The organism is Mycobacterium asiaticum (assembly GCF_001668675.1).
Taxonomy (GTDB): domain Bacteria; phylum Actinomycetota; class Actinomycetes; order Mycobacteriales; family Mycobacteriaceae; genus Mycobacterium; species Mycobacterium asiaticum_D.
This window is the reverse complement of sequence record NZ_LZKQ01000230.1, coordinates 33,105-53,794: the sequence shown is the minus strand read 5'-3', so window position 1 is coordinate 53,794 and position 20,690 is coordinate 33,105. Positions and strand designations below refer to the sequence as shown.

Below are 20,690 nucleotides of genomic sequence, written 5' to 3'. Positions count from 1 at the left end.
TCGAGTTCGCTATTCACAGGCGCAGATTGATCCACGACACCACGTCGTCGAGCACCTGGTTCTGCTCGGGCTCGTTGAACACCTCGTGGTACAGCCCGGGGTATTCCTTCAGCGCGACGTCGGCCGAACCCACGCACTGCACCAGGCGGCGGCTGCCCTCGATGGGTATCAGCGTGTCCCCGGTGCCGTGCACCACCAGCATGGGGGCCGTCAGGGCCGGGGCCCGCTGCGGCATCGTCTCGCCCACCTGCAGCAACGCGCGGCCGGTCCCGGCTGGGACCTTGCCGTGGTAGACGAGCGGGTCGTTGTTGTAGGCGCTCACCACGTCGGGGTCCCGTGAGATGGCGTTGAAGTCCAGAGCCTGCACCGGCAGGCCGGGCGCCAGCACGCCGAGCACCTTGGCGGCCAGCGCCACCACGCCCGGCACCATCTCCTGGGCGGCGATCGCCGGCGCGGACAGCACCATCAGGTCGTAGTTGTCCGGCCGTTCCACTCCGTAGGCGAACACGATCGCGCCACCCATGCTGTGCCCGAGCACGATGCGCTTGGCGCCCGGGTTCTCCCGGGTGGCGATGCCGACCAGGGTGTCGAAGTCGGCGGTGAACTCCGCGACGTCCTTTACCAACACCCGCTTGCCGCCGGAGCGGCCGTGGCCCCGGTGATCGAGGGCGTAGGTGATCAGGCCGGCCGCGCCCAACCGCTGCGTGACGTGGTCGTAGCGGCGGGCGTGTTCGCCGAAGCCGTGCGCAAGGATCACCACTGCACGCGCCGGAACATCCGGGGTCCAAACGTCGTAGACGATGCGCACGCCGCCGACGCCGTCGAAGGTCCGTTCAGAACGGGTGGTAGTCATCACGGGCAGCTTACGGGTTTGCCGAACGCTCCTCTCGCTGTGTTTGTCAGAGACGCTGCGTAACCTCAGACGGGTGAGTGTCCTCGCTGAGAATCCAATTGGCGAAAGCCCGGGCGGGCCCGGTGGGGATTTCTCCGCCCATGCCGAGCCCTTCCGTCGTGAACTGCTCGCGCACTGCTACCGGATGACCGGCTCCCTGCATGACGCGGAGGATCTGGTGCAGGAGACGCTGCTGCGGGCCTGGAAATCCTTCGACCGGTTCGAGGGGAAGTCCTCGGTGCGCACCTGGCTGCACCGGATCGCCACCAACACCTGCCTCACCGCACTGGAGGGCAGGCAGCGGCGGCCGTTGCCGACGGGGCTGGGCGCGCCCAGCTCAGACCCCACGGACGAGCTGGTTGAGCGCGCCGAAGTGCCCTGGCTGGAACCACTTCCGCAAGCGGCAGAGGACCCGTCGGACATCGTCGGTTCCCGGGAATCGGTGCGGCTGGCCTTCGTCGCCGCGCTGCAGCATCTGTCGCCTCGGCAGCGCGCGGTGCTGTTGCTGCGCGACGTGCTGCAGTGGAAGGCGGCTGAGGTCGCCGAAGCGATCGGCACCTCCACGGTCGCCGTCAACAGTCTGCTGCAACGGGCCCGCAGCCAGATGGACGCCGTCGCGCCCAGCGCCGACGATCGGTTGGTGGCGCCGGATTCGGCCGAGGCACAAGACCTGCTGGCCCGTTACATCGCCGCCTTCGAGTCCTATGACATCGACAAGCTGGTCGACCTGTTCACCGCCGAGGCGATCTGGGAGATGCCGCCCTACACCGGCTGGTACCAGGGCGCGCGTGACATCATCGCCCTCATCCATCAGCAGTGCCCGGCCGAGCTGCCCGGCGACATGCGGATGATCCCGTTCGAAGCCAACGGGCAGCCCGGCGCCGCCATGTACATGCGCGCCGGCGAGCACCACGTGCCGTTCCAGCTGCACGTGCTCGACATCCGGCCGGACGGGGTGTCCCACGTGGTGGCCTTCCTCGACGGCTCCCTGTTCGCCAAATTCGGCCTGCCGGAGTCGCTGTGAAGCCGGATGTGACGCCGGTGGCCGGGACGCCGACGCTGCTGCTGGGCGGCTTCGACCTCGGCGAGGCGGGCTACGTCGCGCAGGAATTCTTCGTGTCCGGGACGGCCTCGTCCTTCGCCCCGGATTCCGAACCGGGCCAAGACGGCCGGTGGAGCGTAACCCCCAAGGACACCGCCGAATACACCACCCGGATCGTGGTTCTCACCCCGGCCGATCCGGCCCGGTTCAACGGGACGGCGCTGGTGGAATGGCTCAACGTCAGCGGCGGCATCGACGCTCCCGCGGTGTGGATGATGGCCCACCGCGAGGTGCTGCGCGCAGGCTATGCCTACGTCACCGTCTCGGCGCAGAAGGTGGGCGTGGACGGCGGGCAGAACCTGCTCGGTTTCGATCTGTCCCTCAAGAGCCAGAACCCGACGCGCTACGCCGCCCTGAGCCATCCCGGTGACGCGTTCGCCTACGACATCTTTTCCCAGATCGGCGACCTGGTCCGGGACAGTGGGGCTGACGGCGTGCTGGGCGGGGTGACCGCCGAACACGTGATCGCGCTGGGCGAATCTCAGTCGGCGATGTTCCTCACCACTTACATCAACGCGGTCGACCCGCTGGTTGAGGCGTATGACGGTTTCCTGGTGCATTCCCGGCTGGGGCCCGTCGGGCCGCTGGACAGCAGCTCGATCTTCGACGAACTGCAAAACGCCAGCGCGGCACCCGCGGTGAAGTTCCGGCCGGATCTGCGGGTACCGCTGATGGCGATCATCACCGAAACCGACCTGTACGGCGCCGGACGGCAGGGCTATTACGGGGCACGCCAACCCGACCACGACCTGCTGCGGGTGTGGGAGATCGCCGGCGCCGCGCACGCCGACAACTACACGATCCAGGTCGCGGCCATCGATTCGGGCTCCGCGCCGCTCGAAGCGCTGGTGGCCGCATGGGCGCCGACCGACAACCTGATGGGTCAGCAGCTCGAGCACTTCATCAATTTCGGCCCGCAACATCACTACGTGGTCCAGGCATCGTTGGCCGCGCTCGACACCTGGGTGCGCACCGGCGCCCCGCCGCCGAGCGGCCCGCCGCTCACCGTGCGCGACAGTAACCATCGCGACGGCCATCCCGAGCCGGTGCTCGATGCCCACGGCATCGCCGAGGGCGGCGTGCGCACCCCGTGGGTGGATGTACCGATCGCCCGCACCACCGGGGTCACCAGCGACGAGAACATCATGGCGGCCATCTTCGGGTCCGGTGAGCCCTTCGACGACGCGACCTTGCAACGCCTCTACCCAGGCGGAGCCGAGGACTACGTCGCAAGCTTCACCGACGCACTCGACCGGGCCATCCAATCCGGTTTCATCCTGGCCGCAGATCGCGAGGAGATCCTGCAGCTCGCGGCCGCGTCCTACCCAGGCCGCTAGAACAGCCGACTGTCCGGCGGCGGGCCGTCCACCGCGCGCACCAGGCCCGCGCCGGTGACCAACGGCAGGTCGAGGGCGGACAGCAGCCCGGGCTTGGCCGCACACACCGCGGGGATCGCGTTGACCATGCGCGATGCACCCGCAATGCGGGCACCGAGGTCGTGGTCGCGGTCCTCGGCCATCTCGAATTCACACCGCATGCTCGGGGATCCGTCGATTTCCACGCGATACAGGCCGCGCCCGGAGGCCGGCCCGAAGCCCAGGTCTTTGGGCTCGATGCTGATGCGCGGCTGCGGCCAGTCCGGTGCGATGTCGTCGCGCATCCGGGTCACATGGTCGACGACCAGCGTCGGCGTTTGGCCGACGTAGCCGGTCAGAGTGGAGCGCATCGCCGCGATGGTGCCGGCGTCGATGTGGCCGGTGGGCGTATCGAAGGCCGTCGGACTGGCCACGCGTTCGACGTTCTCCTCGAGGCGGTCGAGCTTGATGTCCAACCCGGCGGCCAACTGATGCAGCACCGGACCCCAGCCGAAGGTGAAGATCCCCGGCGTAGCGGCGAACGGAGTGACTTCCGGCGGCTGGCCGAAGCCGAGAATTTCATACACCGCGGCCCGGTCCGGATAGGTGGCGTAGTTGAAAATCTCCGTCACCCGCACGGACTCGATCACCCGCGACACACCCGTGAGCACAAGTGGCAGAACATCGTTGGCGAATCCCGAGTCGATGCCGGTGGTGAAAAATGAGGCGCCGCCGGCCAGGGCCGCCTCCCGCAGCGGCTCGGTGAGCGCCTGACCCTCCGGTTCCGGTGCATCCGGGAACACCAGCGGCACCACCGAGCACGACACCACGTTCTTGCCGGCCCGCAGGATCGAGGCCATGTCGGCAATGGCTTCCACCGGGCGCAGGTTCGCGGCGGCGGCATACACGACCACGTCGGCGTCACCGGCCAGCATTGCCGCGGGATCCTGGGTTGCTACCACGCCCACGGGCGGCACGCCACAGAGTTCGCCGGCGTCCCGACCGGACTTGGCATCGCTGTGCACCACCAGGTCCACCAACTGCAGCTGCGGATGGTCGATGACCCCACGCAGCGCGATCAGACCCATCGATCCCGGCCCCCACACCCCCACTTTCAGCATTTTTCTCCTATTATTAGGACTGCTATAGCTATATTTCGGACGGATGGTAGGGAGCCGATACCGGTGACGTCAACCGCGAAGTCGCCGCCGACGGCCAGGGTGATGGATGTGCTTGCCGCGCTGGCGGATTCGCCCGGTCCGCGGTCCTCGGCAGAGCTGGCCAAGCACTGCCGGATCAGCACCTCGACCTGCTCGTTGATCCTGACCGAACTGGAACGACGCGGCTGGGTGGCCCGGCGCGACGACCGCCGCTACGCCCTGGGCAGCGGATTGTTCGGACTGGTGCATGGGTTACGGCGCCAGTTCCCGTTGCTGGACCGGGGTCGTGATGCGCTGAACTTCCTGCACGGCACGCTCGGCACGGGTTGCTCGATGTCCAAGATCGGCGAACGGCACCTGGTCACCATCGACGCCGTCGGACATGGCACCGACCCAGAACACGCCGTCGGTCAGCGCTTCGGCATCGACCCGCCGTTCGGGCTGGTCGCCATGGCATGGCGCGACGACGAGTCCGTGCAGGCATGGTTGCGCAGGGTGACGCCACCGCCGACGCCCGCCGAGGTCGCCGGGCATCGTCGCGTGCTGGCCGATATCCGGGCCCGCGGCTATGGCGCATGGCGGTTCGATGACACCCACCAATCGCTGCACGACCGATTGGCCGCCGTGCTGGCATCACTGGGGCCCACCGAGCGGGTGACCCGCCAACTCACCGCGCTGATGACGATGATGACGCTGCGGTCCGTGACCGACATACTCGAAACCGAGTTGAGCGCAACGGAATTCGTGGTGCTGCCAATCTTCGGTCGGGACGGCCAGCCGGAGTATCAGATCGAGATTCACCTCGGCGGCGCCGTCGGCATGACGCTGGCCGAGCTCGAGACAACGTTGCGCCATGCCCAGCGGCTGCTGTCCGCGCCGACGTAACTGTCACTACTGTGAGTGTCATGTCTGCCACCGTGGATATTCGGCGCGCCGCCGAACGGTCCGTCACCAGGACACCATGGCTGGAGTCCCGACACTCGTTCTCTTTCGGCGACCACTACGACCCAGACAACACCCATCACGGGCTGCTGCTGGTGAACAACGACGACGTCGTGGCACCGGCCACCGGCTTCGACACCCACCCGCACCGCGATATGGAAATCGTCACCTGGGTATTGGAAGGTGAACTGGCGCACCGGGATTCCGCCGGCAATCAGGGCGTGATCTATCCCGGTCTGGCGCAACGTATGTCGGCCGGTAGCGGAATCCTGCACTCGGAGAAGAACGATTCCGCCACGCGGCCAGTGCATTTCGTACAGATGTGGATCCAACCCGACGAGTCCAACATCGTGCCGGGCTATCAGCAGCAGCAGATCGACGACCACCTGCTGCGCGGCGGGCTGGTCACCATCGCCTCGGGCATCGCCCGACACGACGCCGCCATCACACTGCACCAGCGCGCCGCGGCGCTGCACGTCGCCCGACTGGACACCGGCGACACCGTCGACCTGCCCGCAGCGCCGTTTCTGCATGTGTTCGTGGCGCGCGGGACGGTGACATGCGAGAGTGCCGGGGATCTCGGACCGGGCGACGCGCTCCGGCTCACCGACACCGACGGGCGACGCCTGATCGCATCGGAGCCCGCCGAGGTGCTGGTCTGGGAGATGCACGCGAAGCTGGGCGGCTGACCGACATTAGAGTGGGCTCGACAGACAGGAGCCCGCATGTCTCAGAAACACGCCCGGCACGCGGCGCCCAAACCCAACCGGAGCACCAAGGCGCTTCGCACGGTCCGGTTCTGGCTGGCGCCGATCGTTATCACCCTGGCTTTGATGTCCGCGCTGTCCGCGCTGTACCTGGGCGGCATTCTGAATCCGACGACGAACCTGCGGCATTTTCCGATCGTGATCGTCAACCAGGACGCCGGCCCGTACGGCAAGCAGATCGCCGACGGCATGGTGGGCAGCCTGGACAAGGAGAAGTTCGACGTCCGCTTGGTCACGCAGGCCGAGGCGAAGCAACTGCTGGACCGAGCCCAGGTATACGGCGAACTGGTCATTCCGCCCGGTTTCTCGTCGCAGTTGCGGGACCTCGGCGAGAGCGCGCTGACCGCCAATCGCGCCGAGCGGCCGTCCATCACCATCTCGACCAATCCGCGGGCCGGCACGCTGGGTTCGAGCATCGCAAGCCAGACTTTCACCCAGGCCATCGGCGTGGCGAACGGCAAAGTGGGCGAACGGCTTTCGGCGGACGTGGCGGCCCAAACCGGCGGTGCGCCACTGGCCGGCGCGTCGGTGCTGGCCCTGGCCAACCCGATCGATGTCAAAGTCAACGTGTACAACCCGCTACCCAACGGCACCGGTAACGGGTTGTCGGCGTTCTACTACGCCCTGCTGCTGCTGCTCGCCGGGTTCACCGGCAGCATCGTGGTCAGCACGCTGGTCGATTCGATGCTCGGTTATGTACCAGCCGAATTCGGCCCGGTCTATCGGTTCGCCGAGCAGGTGCACATCTCGCGATTCCGCACCCTGCTGGTCAAGTGGGGACTGATGGTGACACTGGCGTTGCTGACATCCGGCGTCTACATGGCGATCGCCCACAAGCTCGGCATGCCGATTCCCCAGGGCTGGCAGCTGTGGCTGTTCGGGGTGTTCGCGATCAGCGCGGTGGGCATCACGTCCAGCTCGCTGATCGCGGTGCTGGGTTCGATGGGCCTGCTGGTCAGCATGTTGATCTTCGTCATCCTGGGCCTGCCGTCGGCGGGCGCGACGGTGCCGCTGGAAGCCACTCCATCGTTCTTCCGCTGGCTGGCCGAGTTCGAGCCGATGCATCAGGTGTTCCTCGGCGTGCGGTCGCTGCTCTATCTCAATGGCCACGCCGAAGCCGGCTTGTCCCAGGCGCTGCTCATGACGGCGATCGGGCTGGTCATCGGCCTGCTATTGGGTGGCATCGTCACCACAATGTACGACCGCAAGGGCTTCCACCGGATCCAGGGGGCTGTCGCGCTGGCAATTGCCGCCGAACACCAGGCCCAGCATCAGGCGCGCAAGCGCAAGGAGGCTCAAGCCGAAAAGGCCCAGCCCGAACCCGAACCCGAACCCGTGCCCGAGTCCGAATTCAAAGCTGAAACCGACCCCGCACCCGAGACGGACGCGAAGCCCGAAAGCCCAAGCGAGAAAACGTAATTCCGGCGCGCCCTAACCGTCACGCACCTGTTACTAAAGTTGACAGTGTGACAGATGTGACTAATCCTTGGATGGTAATTCCGGATTTCGCGGCCGAAAGGGCTCCCCGTGCTGACCCCATCCGCGGTCTTGCGCAGGCTGACGGCGAGCTTCGCCGGGCTGACAATCTGCGCGGCCCTGGCCGTCACCGCCGGGCAGCCGGTCGCCCATGCCGCCGATGCCCGGGAGATGCTCGAGCAGGCCATCGCCACCACCAAGGGTTCCTACCTGGTGTACAACTTCGGCGGCGGCCATCCGATGCCGCTGCTCGACGGGTCCGGCCACTGGTACGAGATGAACAACGGTGGTCACCTGATGATCATCAAGAACGCGTCGTCCCGGTTGCAGCCGCACCTGTTGGTCGACACCCACCGGGGTGACCAGGCCCGCTGCGAGAACAACCCGGGCGCCCGCACCGGTGAAGGATTGTGGCAGGCCTCGGAGATCTACCCACCGCTGCAGGCGTGGCAGCGCATGGGGCAACCCACCATCGCCATCAACGCCAACTTTTTCGATGTCCGGGGACAGAAGGGGGGTTCCTGGCGCAGCACCGGCTGCAGTTCCCCGCTGGGCGCCTTCGTGGACAACACCAACGGCCAGGGCCGCGCCAACCAGGCCGTCACCGGCACCGTCGCCTATCCGGGCAAGCAGGGCCTGTCCGGCGGTAACGAGTCCTGGACCTCGCTGACGACGATGATCCTGCCGGTCGGTGGTGCGCCATACGTGTTGCGGCCCAAGGGCCGAGAGGACTATGACCTGGCCACCCCGGTCGTCGAGGACCTGCTGAACAAGAACGCCAAGTTCGTCGCGGTAGCCGGGATCGGTCTACTGTCGCCGGGCAATACCGGGCAGCTGCACGACGGGGGTCCCAGCGCGGCGCGGACCGCGCTGGCCTACGCCAAGCAGCGCGACGAGATGTACATCTTCGAGGGCGGCAGCTACACCCCCGACAACATCCAGGATCTGTTCCGCGGCCTGGGCAGCGACACCGCGGTGCTGCTCGACGGCGGGGGTTCGTCGGCGATCGTGCTGCGCCGCGACACGGGTGGCATGTGGGCCGGCGCGGGGTCGCCGAAGGGTTCGTGCGACACCCGTCAGGTGCTGTGCGACTCGCGCGAGCGGGCGCTACCCAGCTGGCTTGCGTTCAACTGAATCGGGCCCGTACCGGAAGATCAGCAGACTGGTCGCCACGACGGCCGCCGCCAGCGCCAGCACCGGTGCGACGGTGATCCAGGTGAGCGTGGCGCCGACCACCGCCCCGGCGCACATCGTGCACACCACGCTGTAGCGCAGCTTCTCGCGCTGTCCGGTCCCCCCGGCCAACCGGCTGTCCACGCCGAGGCCGACGATCGTCGAGGTAAGCACCGTGGTGGTGAGCTCCTGAATACCGAACTGACGCGCGGTGGAATGCTGCACGCCGTACGCGATCGCCATCCCGCCGATCAGGACGAGTTTGGTGTTGTCGTGATAGTGCAGCACCCCGGCGCCGGCCAGCACCGACAGGGCCGCCAGCAACACCACCTCGCTGCCCAACGCGGCGGTCAGCCACGGCCTGGTGCGCTCACCGAAGTGCCGCATCAACCGTCCGCCGACGATGGTGCCGGTGACGAAGGTGGGGAACGCCACGACGGCGGCGGTGAGGTCGACGGTGGTGTTTGGGGCGAACCAGAACCCCAGGAAGATCACGTTGCCGGTCATGTTGGCAACGAACACATGCCCCAGCACCAGCACGCTGATCGCGTCGGCCACCCCGGTCGAGAAGGTCAGCAACAGCAGCGCCGTCACGGTCAACCGGTTGGACACCGGGGACGAAACGACCATCGCGGAATCGAATCGCTACAGGTGCGGGGTCACATCCAGCTGGGTGACGGTGGTCATCCGGGTCACCTTCCAGCGGTCGTCGTCGCGCTTCATCACCAACCGATAGGACAGGTATTTCAGCGCCGGGATGTTCTTGGTCAGCGGGCTGGTCGTGGTGGTGTTGGTGTACACGATCGCGACGGCGTTCGGGCCATCCAGCGACTCGACAGCCACGCCGGTCACCTCGGTGGAGTTGGTGACCTTCGCCTGCTTGTTCGGCGCGGCGATCTGGTCGACGAACTTGCGGTACTGGGCACCGAAGTCGCCGGAGAGGTAGTTCGCGGCGCGGTCGGCCAGGCTGTCCATGTTCTCCGGCGTGTAGCTCCACAGTGTGGTGATCGCGTTCGCCGCGGCGCGCGCCACCTTGAGCTTTACCTCGATGGTGGCCCGCTCGGCCAGGTACGGCTGAACCGTCGCCCCGGCAAAGGCCGCCGAACCGACGAACAGGGCGGCTATCAGCGCGAACGCTGCGGCCAGCCGCCGCCCGGTGCGCTTCTTCTTCTGTTTCTTTTCCTCGGGGGCTGCCTCGGTAGCCGCGGCCTCGTCTGACTCGTCCGTGGTCTCTTCCTGAGCTTCCTCGGCGGTCTCGGTGGTCCCCGCGGGCTCAGTGGTCTCTGCGGCGTCGTCGGTAGCCGCGGCTTCCGTGGCTTCGGCGTCCGTCGCGGCTTCCGTCTCGTCGTTGACGGTCAGATCACCTGCTGCAGGTTGCTGATCTTCCACTGATTCCCTTCCTGCTTAGCTGTTGCCGACCAACGGTTGGTGTTCTCGAAGACCTGCTTGCCGTCCGGCGACTTGGAGGTTACGTCGGTCGCAACCAGCACGGTGACGCTGCCGTCGTCGTTCCATCGTTCTACTCCGGCCTCCAGCACTGTGCCGGTGGACCGCTCCGCACGCGCCACCTGGAGCAGGATCTCGTTGGCCTTATCCTCGTACTGCTTGTGGAAGTCGCCGGTGGCCTGGGCTAGCACCCGGTCGATGTAGTCGTTCGCGTGGAACGGGTCGATCGAGGTGAAGCCGGTCATGAACCACTTCACGTAGTTGACCGCCGACGTCTCCCGCTCGGCGGTACGGTCTCGCATGACATGGTCGATCAACATCAGTGTGGATACCGTGATCGCCGCGACCATCACCAACGCGGCAAAAGTCGAGACGAGTTGCAGTTCCCAGCGCCGCCGTGGGATCGGCTGGGCGACGAGCAGCGATTCCTCGCCGGGCTTGAACTTGCGGCGCGGGCTCATTTCGGATTCTCCGGCGGCTTCGGTTTGGCCAGGACGGTGAGATCGTCCACGCGCCAGTGCTGCTGGGAGTCTTTGGCGAATTTCACCCGGACGCTGGCGGTGATGTAGCGGACGTCGTTCCCGGCGCCGCGCCGGCCCTGCATGAACAGCAGCATCGTGGCTCGATCCGCCGTCGCCGACAACACCGAGCTGGCCGACACCCAGTACTCGTTGATGACTGGGTGGCCCTTCTCCACGGTCCGCTGCTGGGCGGCCAGCTCCGGACGGTATCGCTCGGTGGTCAGTGCCAGCGCGCGGGCGAAGTCCTCGTGCAATGTCGCCGGGTCGTACGTCAGCATCTGGGCGACCAGCTTGGGGCCCTGTGTCGAGATCTCGGCGCGGGAGCGGTCACCGGCCTGCGCCTCTGCGTAGACCGCCTGGTATCCGATCCCGGTGGCGTCCAGGCACAGCGTGGCCGCGACCAAAAGCGTCACCGCGGTCCACTGCCTGACCTTGGCGGGCCGCTCGTGCGGGACGACCCGTAGCACCTCGGTGCGGGTGAGGATGTCGGCGAAGGTGCGTCGCTCGGAATCCCACAGCGGCCACAGCCAGCCGATCAGCAGCGCCGCGGTGTCGATCAGGTGCGCGAACTCGCGGACCAGCAGCCGCCACGGGCCGATCTGCGTGCCGTCGCGGCGCACCACCGCGATGCCGAACAGTGCGCGGCCCAGGCTCCAGCCGGTGATGGTCGGCAACAGCAACCGGTTGACCAGCACCAGCAGCACAACGGCCGCCAGCACAGACACGCATGCCCACCACCACGGGCTGCGTGCCGGCAGCGCAAACGAGGTCAGCGTCAGGGTGGCGATCACGGCGAGCCCCGGCAGAACGTCCACGCCGAACGCGGCGGCCCGCAACCGCCATGGCGCCGCGGCCTTCTCGGGTAGGTCCTGCGCGGTGTCCGTGGTCGGGATGTCTTCGACCACCACCGTCACTTGGTCACCTGGTCGAGCTTGGAGATCTTGTAACTACCCTCCGTCGGCGTCATCTTCACCCGCAGGCGGTAGCCGGTCTCCTGGTTCTGCGCCTCGTCGTTGGAGACCTTCACGCGCAGTGCGACGAGGATGTCGACGGTGCCGTCGGGGTTGTTGCGCTCGACGGCCGCGCGCATGTCCGACACCTGCAGATGCACGTTGGCGGCCTGGTAGGCCTGCACGAGCATGCTGCTGTACAGCAGCGCCTGGGTGCGGTACTGGTCGGTGCCGCAGTCGATGATCTTCTGTTCACTCGCGGCCATGCTGCTGGTGTCCGGCGCCTGCGTCGCCGCGACGCAGTCCTTGGCTATCTGCAGGGCCTGCGCGTCGTTGCGCGCAAACGTCTGGATCTCCTGGTGGGACCGCAACGCGAAATATCCGCCGGCGCCAATACCTCCGGCGGCCAGCACCAGCAACGCCGCCACGCCGGCGAGCCAGGTGCGATTCACCCGCGAGGGGCGGCGTTCGACGCCCGGTTCCGCCACGTCCGGTTCCTCGGCGCGAGCTTCTTCAGATTCCTCGGACGCGTCAGCCACGTCAGCCGCTTCAGCCGCCTCGGACGCCTCGGTCTCCGAAGCGTCGGGCTCAGCCTCGGCCGCTGTGGTCTCGGAATCCTCGTCCGTCGCCGTGGCCGTCAGTGAATCGTCCTCGTCGATGGGGTTCAGCCGGCTGGTGCCAGCATCTCCTTCCATCCGTCGTCTCCTGTTTTGGTTGAGTTTTCGACGGAGTATTTAACGCCGTCGGGCCCCACCAGCTCGCCGCTCTGTGGGCTGTAGACCGCCGAAGGGGGTCCGCCCGGAGTGTAGACGCAGGGGTTGGGCTGTTGGCCGTTGCACTGCACTGCCCCGGTGCCGGGGCGGGTCAGCGGGTCGCTCATCGGCGGTGGTGTCAACCCGCCTGGTGGCAGCCGGTCCGCCGGCATGGGGTTCAGGCCGTTGTTCACCGACGGTGCCGGGGTCACCAGGCCGGGCTTGACCGGCTGGTCACACCGAGCCGCCGGCGCCGGGCAGCTGAGCAGCTGGTTCGGGTCGCCGTACCACGGGTTGGTGCCCGCGGGCTCGTACGGCTTGGTGCTGCGGCACTCCCGCGGTGTGGCGGCACGCTTGCCGGGCACGTCGACACAGGGGATGTTGCGCGAGCCGCGCACACTGTTGGCCGGGGTATCCATCGGGATCTTGCAGTACGTTCCCACCGGCAACGGCTGCGGGCTGGTGTCGGCGAACGACCGCCACTGCTCGGCCGGGATGAAACCGGTCAGACACGGCGGCGGCTGGTTGATCGCCAGCGCCAGGTCCAGGGCGGCCATGTTCGGGAACGGCGCGGCCACCGTCTGCGCGATCGAGGCGCCCTGCGGCAGGAACACCAGCACCTGCTCGAGGCCCTTGTGGTAGCGCTTCAGCAGGTCGAACACCACCTCGAGATTCGCCAGCGTCTGCGGCAGCGAGTCCCGCACGTCGGTGAACACCTCATTGACCTGGTCAGCCGTCGGAGCGGCCTGGGTCAGCACGCTGCGCAGGTGCTGGTCCTCGGCCGCGCTCTGGGCCGCCAGCGTGTTGAGGTTGCGCGCCCACCGTTCGATGGAGTTGCCCGAGTCGACCTGGCTCTGCAGGATCGGCCCGGAGTGCTGAATGATGTCGTTGATGTCGCCGATCTGGTTGTGGAAGTCGCCGACCAGCGCCTGAGTGGCGTCGGTCAACCGCTGCAGCGCCGGGCCGAGTCCACCTACGGCTAGCGCGGTTTCGTCGAGCAGCTGCGGGATCTTCTCCTTGGGCAGCACTTCCAGCCCGCGGTTCGCGGTATCCAGCGCCGGACCGATCTCGCTGGGCACCGTGCCCTTGGTGATCGTCTGGCCCGAACGGAAGAACTGTCCGGGGTTGCCTTCCGAGACCAGGTCCAGGTACTGCTCACCCACCGCCGACACCGAGTGCACGTTGGCCGTGGCGTCGATCGGAATCTTGTACCGGCTGTCGATGCTCAAGATCGCCCGGGCACCGGTGGGGGTCGGCTCGACCGCGTTGACCTTGCCGATGGTGATGCCGCGGTAGGTGACATTCGCGGTCGGGTACAGGCCGCCCGAGGCCGGCAGGTCGGCCTTCAGGTCGTAGCGCCCGATCCCGACCAACGTCGGTACCTGCAGGTAGTAGATGCCCAGCACGGACAGCGCAACTACGGTCAGGGCCAGGAAGATCCACAGCTGGCGCTTGATGAACGGTGTCAGCATTGGCCTCGCTCCGCCCTTTCCACCAGCGGTCCACCCGGCGCGTCGTTGGGGTTCGACGTGTAGCGGACGTCCGGGATCATCGACTCGGGGTCGCGGCCGAACGACTGCTCGATCGCGCGCAGCACCCCGCTGAACCCGGTGCCGGTCAGCACCGCGTTGTCCACCGCGCTGAGCGTGACGTCCAGCGTGGCGTTCACGTTCTGGTAGTCACCGCGGAAGATCTTCGGCACCGCGTCGATGTCGAACGGCTGCGTCAGGATCAGCTTCAGTGCGCCGATCAGGTACGGCGAACCCTTGCCGAGTTCCCGCAGCGGGCACTGCAGCGACTCGAGGTCGGTGTGCAGGTTGCTGCGCGCCTCGCCGAGGTACTGGTCGGCCGCCGAACTCAACCGGCCCACCGAGTCCACCGCGTTGATCAACAGGTTCTTCGTGTCGGCGAAGTGCTTGAGCAACGGCGGGAAGTCGGTCAACACCCGTTCCAGCACATCGTTGCGGTTGCCGACGTAACTCAGCAGCCGGTTCGTCGAGTCGATCGCATGGGTGATGTCGTCGCGCTGCTCGTTGAGCTGGCGGGTGAAGGTGTCGAGCTTGTTCAGGAACCCGCGGATCTGCTCGCCGCGTCCCTTGAAGATCGCGTAGATCTCGTTCTGCAGCACTTCCAGGTTGGGAATGCCGCCGCCGCGCAGGATCAGCGAGACCACGGCCAGCGTCTGCTCGATGTTGGGGTACACCGACGAGTTCTTCAGCGGGATCAGGTCGCCGTTCCTGAGCTGACCCTGCGGCTTGTCCGGGGACAGCAACTCCACGTGCTGCGATCCCAGCAAACTGGTCTGGCCGATCTTCAGCAGCGCGTTCTTGGGCAGCTTGACGTCCTTCTTCAAGCCCAGGGTCAGCGTCGCGATCCAGTTCTTCAGCTCGATCTTGCGGATCGAGCCCACCTCGACGTCGGCGACCATCACCTTGCTGTTGCCGTTGATGGCCAGGGTGTCGGGCACCTGCGCGTAGACGACGTAGGCGCCGTCGCCGCTGCCCGGTGCGCCCGGGATCGGCACCTGCGAGATGCCCTTCCACCCACAGGAACTCAGCAGCACCGCGCACACCAGCAGCACGAGCACCTGCCAGCTGCGGTAGCGGAACTTACGTAGCAAGCCCATCACTGACCTCCTGCCTCAGCGGGCAGCGGTGCGCCAACCGGCGCTGGCGGCGGTCCCGGTGCGGCGGGTGTCGGAGCGACCGGCCCGGGGATCACGTTCGGGCCCGGCGCCGGCGGCGGCACCGGTACCTGTGCATTCAGCGCGACCGGCGGCACCACGGGGTACTCGTCGTAGGCGTTGGGCGGTCCCGGTGGCGTCTGCAGCGTGGACTGGACGGGCTCGATGTCCGGCCCACCCATCAACTCGGCCAGGGACTCCGGCGTCAGCAGACCGGCGGTGATCGGACCCACCTGCGTGCCCTGCATGCCGGGCGCCACGATCCAGCCGTGCTGGGTGTTGCGGTGCGACAACGGGGTGTCGGGCACCCAGATACCGGGCACGGTGGTGTCCTTATAGCCGTTCGGCGGCTGCAGCCGCGGCTCGGAGTACGCGACCATCTTCGGCAGGATCTCGGCCGTGCTGAACGTGTTCAACCCGAACGGGAAGTAGTTGAACTTGATCGCGTCGAGCACCGGCGCCAGGTACTGCGCACACAGTTCTGCCGACTCCTGGTAACCCAGTCGGCTACCCGCCTGCACCGAGCTGCAGATGAACTGCATCGGGTTGGCGAAGCTGGTGATCTCCGGGACGGCCACCACCGAACCGTGCGAGGGGTGGTAGATCATGTTGACGTTCGCCGCGGCCGTCGGAAGGACGTGCAACGCGGTCTCCAGCCCGTTCAGCGGCTCGGGCTGCAGCAGCGTGTTCGTCACCGTCGCAAGGTTGTTGACGTCGTGCGTCAACACCTCGCGGTTCTTGTCCAGGAACGGACGCACGGTGGTCAGCAGGCTGTCCAGCTGCCGCAGGGCGCTGGCCAGCGCCTGGTCCGAACTCGCCAGCCGGCCGGTGACGTCCGCCAGGTTCTGGTTGAGCGCCACGAACTGCTTGTCGTCCTGATGCAACGCGTTGACGAAAAGCGCCAGGCTCTTGACGACCGCGAAGAAGTCGCCGCGCCCCTCGTTCAACGCGGTCAGCGCCTTCGACAAGTTGTCCAGCGTGGAGTTGAGTTGCTTGCCCTTGCCGGACAGGCCGTTCGCGAACGACTCGATGACCTCACCGAACGGACCCTTCGGCTGCGCCTCGGTGGGCCCCAGCTTGGAGATGATGTTGGTGATGCTGTTGCGCAGCTCGTCCCACTCCACCGGCACCTGGGTGCGCTCGAGCGGGATCACCGCGTTGTTGGCCAGCGCCGGGCCACCCTTGTAGGGCGGCTCCAGCTGAATGGCCCGCGAGGCGACCAGGGTCGGGTTGAGGATCACCGCCGAGGCGTTGGCCGGCACCTTGTACTTGTTTTCGTAGTGGAAGGTGACCTTCATCTTGTCGCCGGCCGGTTCGATCTTGTCGATCCGGCCCACCTTCATGCCCATGATCTGGACCTTGTCCCCGGCGTAGAGCGCCTGGGCCTGGGAGAAGTACGCGACGACAGTGTTGTTGGTCAGCTTCTGGTACAGCTGCCAGCCGAAGTATGCGGCCAGCAGGGCCAGGACCAACACCAGTGATCCGATGACCACCGTGGTCCGGGACATCCGGGGAAGCCGGATGTTGCGGACATCAAAGATGGTGCTCAATTCTCGCTACCTCCCGCTGCGCCGCTACCGCCGGTGCCACCGGGGTTGATGAACGGTGCCGGTAACTGGTTGCCGGGTCCAGGTGGTGCCGGCGGACCCGGGGGCAGCCCGGGCGCGAATGTCGACGGTGGTCCGACCGGTCCCGCCGGTCCCAGCGGCTCGGTGCGCGAGCCCGGGGGTGAGTTCGGCGGCAGCGGCACGGGCGTGCCGGGCACGTCCGGAGCCGGTTCACCCGGCCGTCCGGCGATCGGGATGCCCGGTGCCGGCTGGACGCCGTTGGGGTTCGGCGGCGAGGCCTGGACATCCAGCGGTGCCGGGAAGCCCTGGCCACCGAACGGTCCGATGTTGAGCCCGAGGCATGGCAGCGGGTTCTCCGGCCGCGGCAGCCCGTCGGCGGGCGGCGTGTACGAGCAGGGCGTCCCGGGCGGGACGGCCGGTCCCGGGTGCTCCGGGGTGCCTTCCAGCACCGGCGGTGCCGGCGGCGGCGCGCCGTTCGGGAATCGGGTGCCGTTCGGGTCGGGGAACCGGTAGGCGGGTAGCCCGGCGCTGCGCCAGAACTGCTCGGGGTCCAGGCCACGCTTCTTGAAGGCGGCGTCGATGAACGGCTGGATGATCTGGCCGGGCACCAGGTTGTGGATGACGACCTTGAAGAACGGTCCCGAACCGATCGCCTCGTTCAGCGACGGCAGGAAGCCGCCGACCATCAGCAACCCGTTGGCCACGTCTTCTTTGCGCTCCACCAGCAGGTCGCTGACCGTGCGCAGCTGCTCGAGCACGTGGTTGAGGTTCGGGTTGTCGTTGATCAGGCCCTCCACCTGTGTGGAGAACGAGGCCACGTTGCTCAGCAGCGCGTCGATCGCGCGGCCGCGCTCGTTGAATGCGGCCAGCAGGGTCTTGGCGTTGACCAGCAACCGGTCCACCTGCTGGCTGCGGTCACCGAGGACGCTCGCCACCTGGTTGGCCTGGGCGAGCAGGTGCTTGATCTCCTCGTCACGCTTGCCGAGCGTGTCGGAGAACCTGGAAACGCCGTCCAGGGCCGGGCTCAGTTGCGGGTAGGTCTGGTCGATGGTTTCCGACAGCACGTGCAGCGACTTCTTGACGGTGTCGATGTCCCAGCCGGTGGCCGCCTTGGTGACGTCGAGGAAGGCGTCGTAGATCTGGTAGGGCGTGGTGCTCTGACCCAGGGGCAATGTGCCGTTGGGCCGCAGCGGCTGGTTGCCACGGGCCTCGATCTCGAGCACCTTCTTACCGAGCAGGGTGTCGGTGCGGATGTTCAGCCGGCTCTCGGTGCCGATGCTCTCGGTACCGATCGAGAACTTCATCACGATGTGGTCGCCGTCGATCTTGATGGCCTCGACCTTGCCGACGTCCATGCCGGCGATGCGGACCTTGTCGCCCTTGTTGATGCCGCCGGTGTCGGTGAATTGCCCGAAGTAGTAAGGCTTCGCCATCAACATCGGCACGCTGGTGAAGCTCTGGCCCACACCGATGACCAACAGGGTCACCACGATGCCCATGAGGCCGATCTTCAGCCGGTTGGGCGGTTCCAGGGTTCTCATTGGGGCGCGCACCTTCCAGTCGGCTGGTGGAAGAGCCGGACGGTGCGGACCGGCCCACCGGGCTGCAGGCCATTGATCCGGAGGCTGATGTCACAGGAGTAGAAGTTCACGAAGTCGCCGTAGGAGCCGATGCCGCGTCCGATCAGGTTCAGCGCGGTCGGGACCTTGTGCAGGAAGTCGTTCAGCTCCTGACGCTGGTCGATCAGCGGCTGCTGGACGGCGTCGAGGTAGTTGATCGCCTTGTGCAGCAGGGCGCGGTCCTCGGACAACAGGTCGGCCACCGTCCCGGCGGCGTTGCTGATGTTCGCGGTTCCGGCCGCGAGCGGGTCGGCGTGGTCTTTCAGACCGGTGATCAGCACCTCGAGGTTGTTGACTGTCTGGTCGAAGTCCTTGCGGTGCCGAACCGTGGTGTCCAGCACCGTGTTCAGGTTCTTGATCACTTCACCGATCGCCTGGTCACGCTCGGCGAGCTGCGAGGTGAGCTGGGCGGTCTGGTTGAGGATGTCGTTGATCGTGCCGCCCTGGCCCTGGAATACCGTGATGAGTGATGCGGCGATGGTGTTCACCTTGTCCGGGTTCAGCGCCCGGAACACCGGCTTGAAGCCACCGATCAACGCGTCCAGGTCGAGCGCCGGAGAGGTACGCGACAGCGGGATCATGCCGCCCGGCTGCATGATCTTGTCCGAACCGTCGCCCTCGCCGCGTTTGAGCTCCAGGTAGCGGTTGCCGATCAGGTCGAGGTAGCGGATCTGCGCGGTGGTCGACTGGTAGAGGGGGATCGCGCGGTCGACGTTGAAGTTCACCTTTACGCGCTTGCCGCCGTCGATGAGTTCGACCTTGCTGACCTTGCCGATTTCCACCCCGGACGCGCGGACGAACTGGCCGTTGCGCAACCCGCTGATGTTGCTGAACTCGGCGGTGTAGGAGTTTGTCCGGTCGAATCGGATCTGACCGAACACGATGATGATCATGATGCTGAACAGCAGCAGCACGAACGCGAAGGCGCTGAGTTTGACGAGGGTCCCGGTGATTTTCATGGGTTGATCGTGTTATCCCCTACTTGACGGCCCCAGACGTACTCGAGTACGTAGGGCGAACCGGTGTCCAAGTGGTTATAAGGCGCAATGCTGTTCCCGGTGTCCATGACCAGCTCGGGAGCCGGCCACAGCTGACGGGTGATCTGTTGCCAGCAACCGGGCGCGCCGCCCGGCCCACCGCGTGCGTTGACCCGCGGCAAGTTCTCTGGGTAGGTGTAGGGGTTCGGCGCACCACCGATGACACCTGCGGCAAGCCCGCCGACCTGCGACAGCAGCAGCGGTACCAGTGAAATCGGGTTCAGCATCGCGCCCAGCGCCGAGAGGATCTGGGAGTGGCTGTTCAGTGAGTAGCCGTTGCCGCCGAGGAACTGGAAGGCCTTGGGCTCGATGTCGTGGTAGTTGCGCAGCGTGCAGAACAGTTCGGGGCTGTAGGTGTCCAGCAGCTGGGCCGTCGGCACCAGGTCGGCCGCGCCCCGGGCCAGGTAGGGTCCGCCGCGCTCGAAGATGTCGGCGCCGGTGTTGCCGAAGCCGGCCGCCGCGAGCAGTGCCTGGTCGAGGTCACGCTGCTGGGCGTTGATCGTGCGGGCGGTCGGCACCGAGTTGTTCAGGAAGTCCAGCAGGTCGGGCGCGGCGTTGGCGTAGACGTCGCCGAGGGCGGCCAGCTGCTGGATGTCACGGCGGGCCTGCGGCATCTGCGGGTTGATGTCGTCAAGGATCGCGTTGCCGTTGACGATCGACTGCCCGAACCTGTCACCCAATCCGGTCAGGGCCTGCGCGGCCGCGCTCAGGGTGAGGTTCAGCTTGACCGGGTCGACCTTCTCCGAGATCGAGGTCAGCGTCTGGAACACCGTGTTGATCTCGGTCGTCACAGCCGAGGCGTGCAATTCGCTCTTAGCGGTGAGGTGACCGCGAGAGATGATGTTGCCTTGCGAGTCCTTCGGCGTGGTCAGCGACACATACTTGCCGCCGAACACCGTGGTCGCCTTGATCTGCGTGTCCACGTTCTCCGGAATGACGCCCTTGGTCCCCAGGTACTGGGGGTAGATCTCCAGGGTGAATTTGGCGGCCGGCTTGCCGTTGCGCTGGACTTCCTGGATGTCGCCGACCCGTCCGACCTGGACACCGTTGTAGGTCACCTTCGAGCCGGGGTCCATCACCAGACCGGCTCGGTCGGAGTACATCGTCAGATTGGTCTTCTTGGTGAAGTCACCACGGAACTGGAAGTAGACCAACGTGAAGATGAGCAGCAGCACCAGGAAGGCCGCCAGGCCCACCGTCTTGTAGGGCGGCGACTTGATCTTGTTGGTTTTCAACGGACCTGTCAT

At 66.7% G+C, this 20,690-nt stretch carries 19 protein-coding genes; 6 read left to right on the top strand and 13 right to left on the bottom strand.

What is annotated here, in order from left to right:
• Positions 1-13 precede the first annotated feature (13 nt).
• The gene (locus A9X01_RS19935; RefSeq protein WP_065122401.1) at positions 14-853 is read right to left on the bottom strand and encodes an alpha/beta hydrolase; all 840 of its coding nucleotides are present in this window, start codon (positions 851-853) and stop codon (positions 14-16) included.
• Between A9X01_RS19935 and A9X01_RS19930 the strand changes: the two genes are divergently transcribed.
• Positions 801-1,916 (top strand): sigma-70 family RNA polymerase sigma factor, encoded by a 1,116-nt coding sequence (locus A9X01_RS19930; protein WP_081282489.1) that lies wholly within the window; start codon positions 801-803, stop codon positions 1,914-1,916. The two genes, A9X01_RS19935 and A9X01_RS19930, sit on opposite strands and share 53 nt — an antisense overlap.
• Complete coding sequence (locus tag A9X01_RS19925) at positions 1,913-3,331, top strand: alpha/beta hydrolase domain-containing protein (protein ID WP_155772184.1); 1,419 nt, start codon at positions 1,913-1,915, stop codon at positions 3,329-3,331. The genes A9X01_RS19930 and A9X01_RS19925 overlap by 4 nt, the downstream gene beginning before the upstream one ends.
• On the opposite strand, the gene A9X01_RS19920 is transcribed toward A9X01_RS19925, so the two are convergent.
• The gene (locus A9X01_RS19920; RefSeq protein WP_081282488.1) at positions 3,328-4,470 is read right to left on the bottom strand and encodes an NAD(P)H-dependent amine dehydrogenase family protein; all 1,143 of its coding nucleotides are present in this window, start codon (positions 4,468-4,470) and stop codon (positions 3,328-3,330) included. The two genes, A9X01_RS19925 and A9X01_RS19920, sit on opposite strands and share 4 nt — an antisense overlap.
• Positions 4,471-4,572: 102 nt before the next feature.
• On the opposite strand from A9X01_RS19920, the gene A9X01_RS19915 reads away from it, so the two are divergent.
• From A9X01_RS19915 to A9X01_RS19900, 4 genes are all read left to right on the top strand, one after another.
• Entirely contained in the window at positions 4,573-5,394 is an 822-nt protein-coding gene (locus A9X01_RS19915; RefSeq protein ID WP_065122398.1) for a MarR family transcriptional regulator, read from the top strand.
• Between the two features lie 20 nt (positions 5,395-5,414).
• Positions 5,415-6,140 (top strand): pirin family protein, encoded by a 726-nt coding sequence (locus tag A9X01_RS19910; RefSeq protein WP_065122397.1) that lies wholly within the window; start codon positions 5,415-5,417, stop codon positions 6,138-6,140.
• A 36-nt stretch (positions 6,141-6,176) separates the two neighbouring features.
• On the top strand, positions 6,177-7,637 hold the full coding sequence (locus A9X01_RS19905) for a YhgE/Pip domain-containing protein (protein WP_065122396.1): 1,461 nt from the start codon (positions 6,177-6,179) through the stop codon (positions 7,635-7,637).
• An 84-nt stretch (positions 7,638-7,721) separates the two neighbouring features.
• Positions 7,722-8,828 carry a phosphodiester glycosidase family protein gene (locus A9X01_RS19900; RefSeq protein ID WP_172832570.1) on the top strand — a complete coding sequence of 369 codons (1,107 nt, stop codon included), beginning with the start codon at positions 7,722-7,724 and terminating at the stop codon, positions 8,826-8,828.
• On the opposite strand, the gene A9X01_RS19895 is transcribed toward A9X01_RS19900, so the two are convergent.
• Genes A9X01_RS19895 through A9X01_RS19845 form a run of 11 tightly spaced genes read right to left on the bottom strand, consistent with a single transcriptional unit; the run spans position 8,802 to position 20,690 of the window.
• The gene (locus tag A9X01_RS19895; protein WP_065122394.1) at positions 8,802-9,497 is read right to left on the bottom strand and encodes a YoaK family protein; all 696 of its coding nucleotides are present in this window, start codon (positions 9,495-9,497) and stop codon (positions 8,802-8,804) included. The genes A9X01_RS19900 and A9X01_RS19895 overlap by 27 nt on opposite strands.
• A 15-nt stretch (positions 9,498-9,512) precedes the next feature.
• The gene (locus A9X01_RS19890; protein WP_065122393.1) at positions 9,513-10,256 is read right to left on the bottom strand and encodes a mammalian cell entry protein; all 744 of its coding nucleotides are present in this window, start codon (positions 10,254-10,256) and stop codon (positions 9,513-9,515) included.
• Positions 10,223-10,774, bottom strand: coding sequence for an Rv1363c family protein (locus A9X01_RS19885; protein WP_065122392.1), 552 nt, complete (start codon positions 10,772-10,774; stop codon positions 10,223-10,225). Before A9X01_RS19885 ends, A9X01_RS19890 begins: the two co-directional genes overlap by 34 nt.
• Positions 10,771-11,748, bottom strand: a complete 978-nt coding sequence (locus tag A9X01_RS19880; RefSeq protein WP_065122391.1) for an RDD family protein — start codon at positions 11,746-11,748, stop codon at positions 10,771-10,773. Before A9X01_RS19880 ends, A9X01_RS19885 begins: the two co-directional genes overlap by 4 nt.
• Positions 11,745-12,479: an Rv1363c family protein gene (locus A9X01_RS19875; protein ID WP_065122390.1), complete on the bottom strand. Its 735-nt coding sequence runs from the start codon at positions 12,477-12,479 to the stop codon at positions 11,745-11,747. Before A9X01_RS19875 ends, A9X01_RS19880 begins: the two co-directional genes overlap by 4 nt.
• Positions 12,449-14,008, bottom strand: coding sequence for a virulence factor Mce family protein (locus A9X01_RS19870; RefSeq protein WP_065122389.1), 1,560 nt, complete (start codon positions 14,006-14,008; stop codon positions 12,449-12,451). Before A9X01_RS19870 ends, A9X01_RS19875 begins: the two co-directional genes overlap by 31 nt.
• Positions 14,002-15,162, bottom strand: coding sequence for a virulence factor Mce family protein (locus tag A9X01_RS19865; protein ID WP_065122388.1), 1,161 nt, complete (start codon positions 15,160-15,162; stop codon positions 14,002-14,004). The genes A9X01_RS19870 and A9X01_RS19865 overlap by 7 nt, the downstream gene beginning before the upstream one ends.
• Entirely contained in the window at positions 15,162-16,769 is a 1,608-nt protein-coding gene (locus tag A9X01_RS19860; protein ID WP_065122387.1) for a virulence factor Mce family protein, read from the bottom strand. Before A9X01_RS19860 ends, A9X01_RS19865 begins: the two co-directional genes overlap by 1 nt.
• Positions 16,766-18,328: a virulence factor Mce family protein gene (locus A9X01_RS19855; protein WP_065122386.1), complete on the bottom strand. Its 1,563-nt coding sequence runs from the start codon at positions 18,326-18,328 to the stop codon at positions 16,766-16,768. The genes A9X01_RS19860 and A9X01_RS19855 overlap by 4 nt, the downstream gene beginning before the upstream one ends.
• The gene (locus A9X01_RS19850; protein WP_036361415.1) at positions 18,325-19,365 is read right to left on the bottom strand and encodes a virulence factor Mce family protein; all 1,041 of its coding nucleotides are present in this window, start codon (positions 19,363-19,365) and stop codon (positions 18,325-18,327) included. The genes A9X01_RS19855 and A9X01_RS19850 overlap by 4 nt, the downstream gene beginning before the upstream one ends.
• Complete coding sequence (locus tag A9X01_RS19845; protein WP_065122385.1) at positions 19,362-20,690, bottom strand: MCE family protein; 1,329 nt, start codon at positions 20,688-20,690, stop codon at positions 19,362-19,364. The genes A9X01_RS19850 and A9X01_RS19845 overlap by 4 nt, the downstream gene beginning before the upstream one ends.

Bases quoted from the DNA above. Each gene is read 5' to 3' on its own strand.
- A9X01_RS19930 (WP_081282489.1), top strand. From the start codon at position 801: ATGCGCACGCCGCCGACGCCGTCGAAGGTCCGTTCAGAACGGGTGGTA.
- A9X01_RS19935 (WP_065122401.1), bottom strand. From the start codon at position 853: ATGACTACCACCCGTTCTGAACGGACCTTCGACGGCGTCGGCGGCGTG.
- A9X01_RS19920 (WP_081282488.1), bottom strand. From the start codon at position 4,470: ATGCTGAAAGTGGGGGTGTGGGGGCCGGGATCGATGGGTCTGATCGCG.
- A9X01_RS19915 (WP_065122398.1), top strand. From the start codon at position 4,573: ATGGATGTGCTTGCCGCGCTGGCGGATTCGCCCGGTCCGCGGTCCTCG.
- A9X01_RS19910 (WP_065122397.1), top strand. From the start codon at position 5,415: ATGTCTGCCACCGTGGATATTCGGCGCGCCGCCGAACGGTCCGTCACC.
- A9X01_RS19905 (WP_065122396.1), top strand. From the start codon at position 6,177: ATGTCTCAGAAACACGCCCGGCACGCGGCGCCCAAACCCAACCGGAGC.
- A9X01_RS19895 (WP_065122394.1), bottom strand. From the start codon at position 9,497: ATGGTCGTTTCGTCCCCGGTGTCCAACCGGTTGACCGTGACGGCGCTG.
- A9X01_RS19885 (WP_065122392.1), bottom strand. From the start codon at position 10,774: ATGAGCCCGCGCCGCAAGTTCAAGCCCGGCGAGGAATCGCTGCTCGTC.
- A9X01_RS19875 (WP_065122390.1), bottom strand. From the start codon at position 12,479: ATGGAAGGAGATGCTGGCACCAGCCGGCTGAACCCCATCGACGAGGAC.
- A9X01_RS19870 (WP_065122389.1), bottom strand. From the start codon at position 14,008: ATGCTGACACCGTTCATCAAGCGCCAGCTGTGGATCTTCCTGGCCCTG.
- A9X01_RS19865 (WP_065122388.1), bottom strand. From the start codon at position 15,162: ATGGGCTTGCTACGTAAGTTCCGCTACCGCAGCTGGCAGGTGCTCGTG.
- A9X01_RS19855 (WP_065122386.1), bottom strand. From the start codon at position 18,328: ATGAGAACCCTGGAACCGCCCAACCGGCTGAAGATCGGCCTCATGGGC.
- A9X01_RS19850 (WP_036361415.1), bottom strand. From the start codon at position 19,365: ATGAAAATCACCGGGACCCTCGTCAAACTCAGCGCCTTCGCGTTCGTG.
- A9X01_RS19845 (WP_065122385.1), bottom strand. From the start codon at position 20,690: ATGACAGGTCCGTTGAAAACCAACAAGATCAAGTCGCCGCCCTACAAG.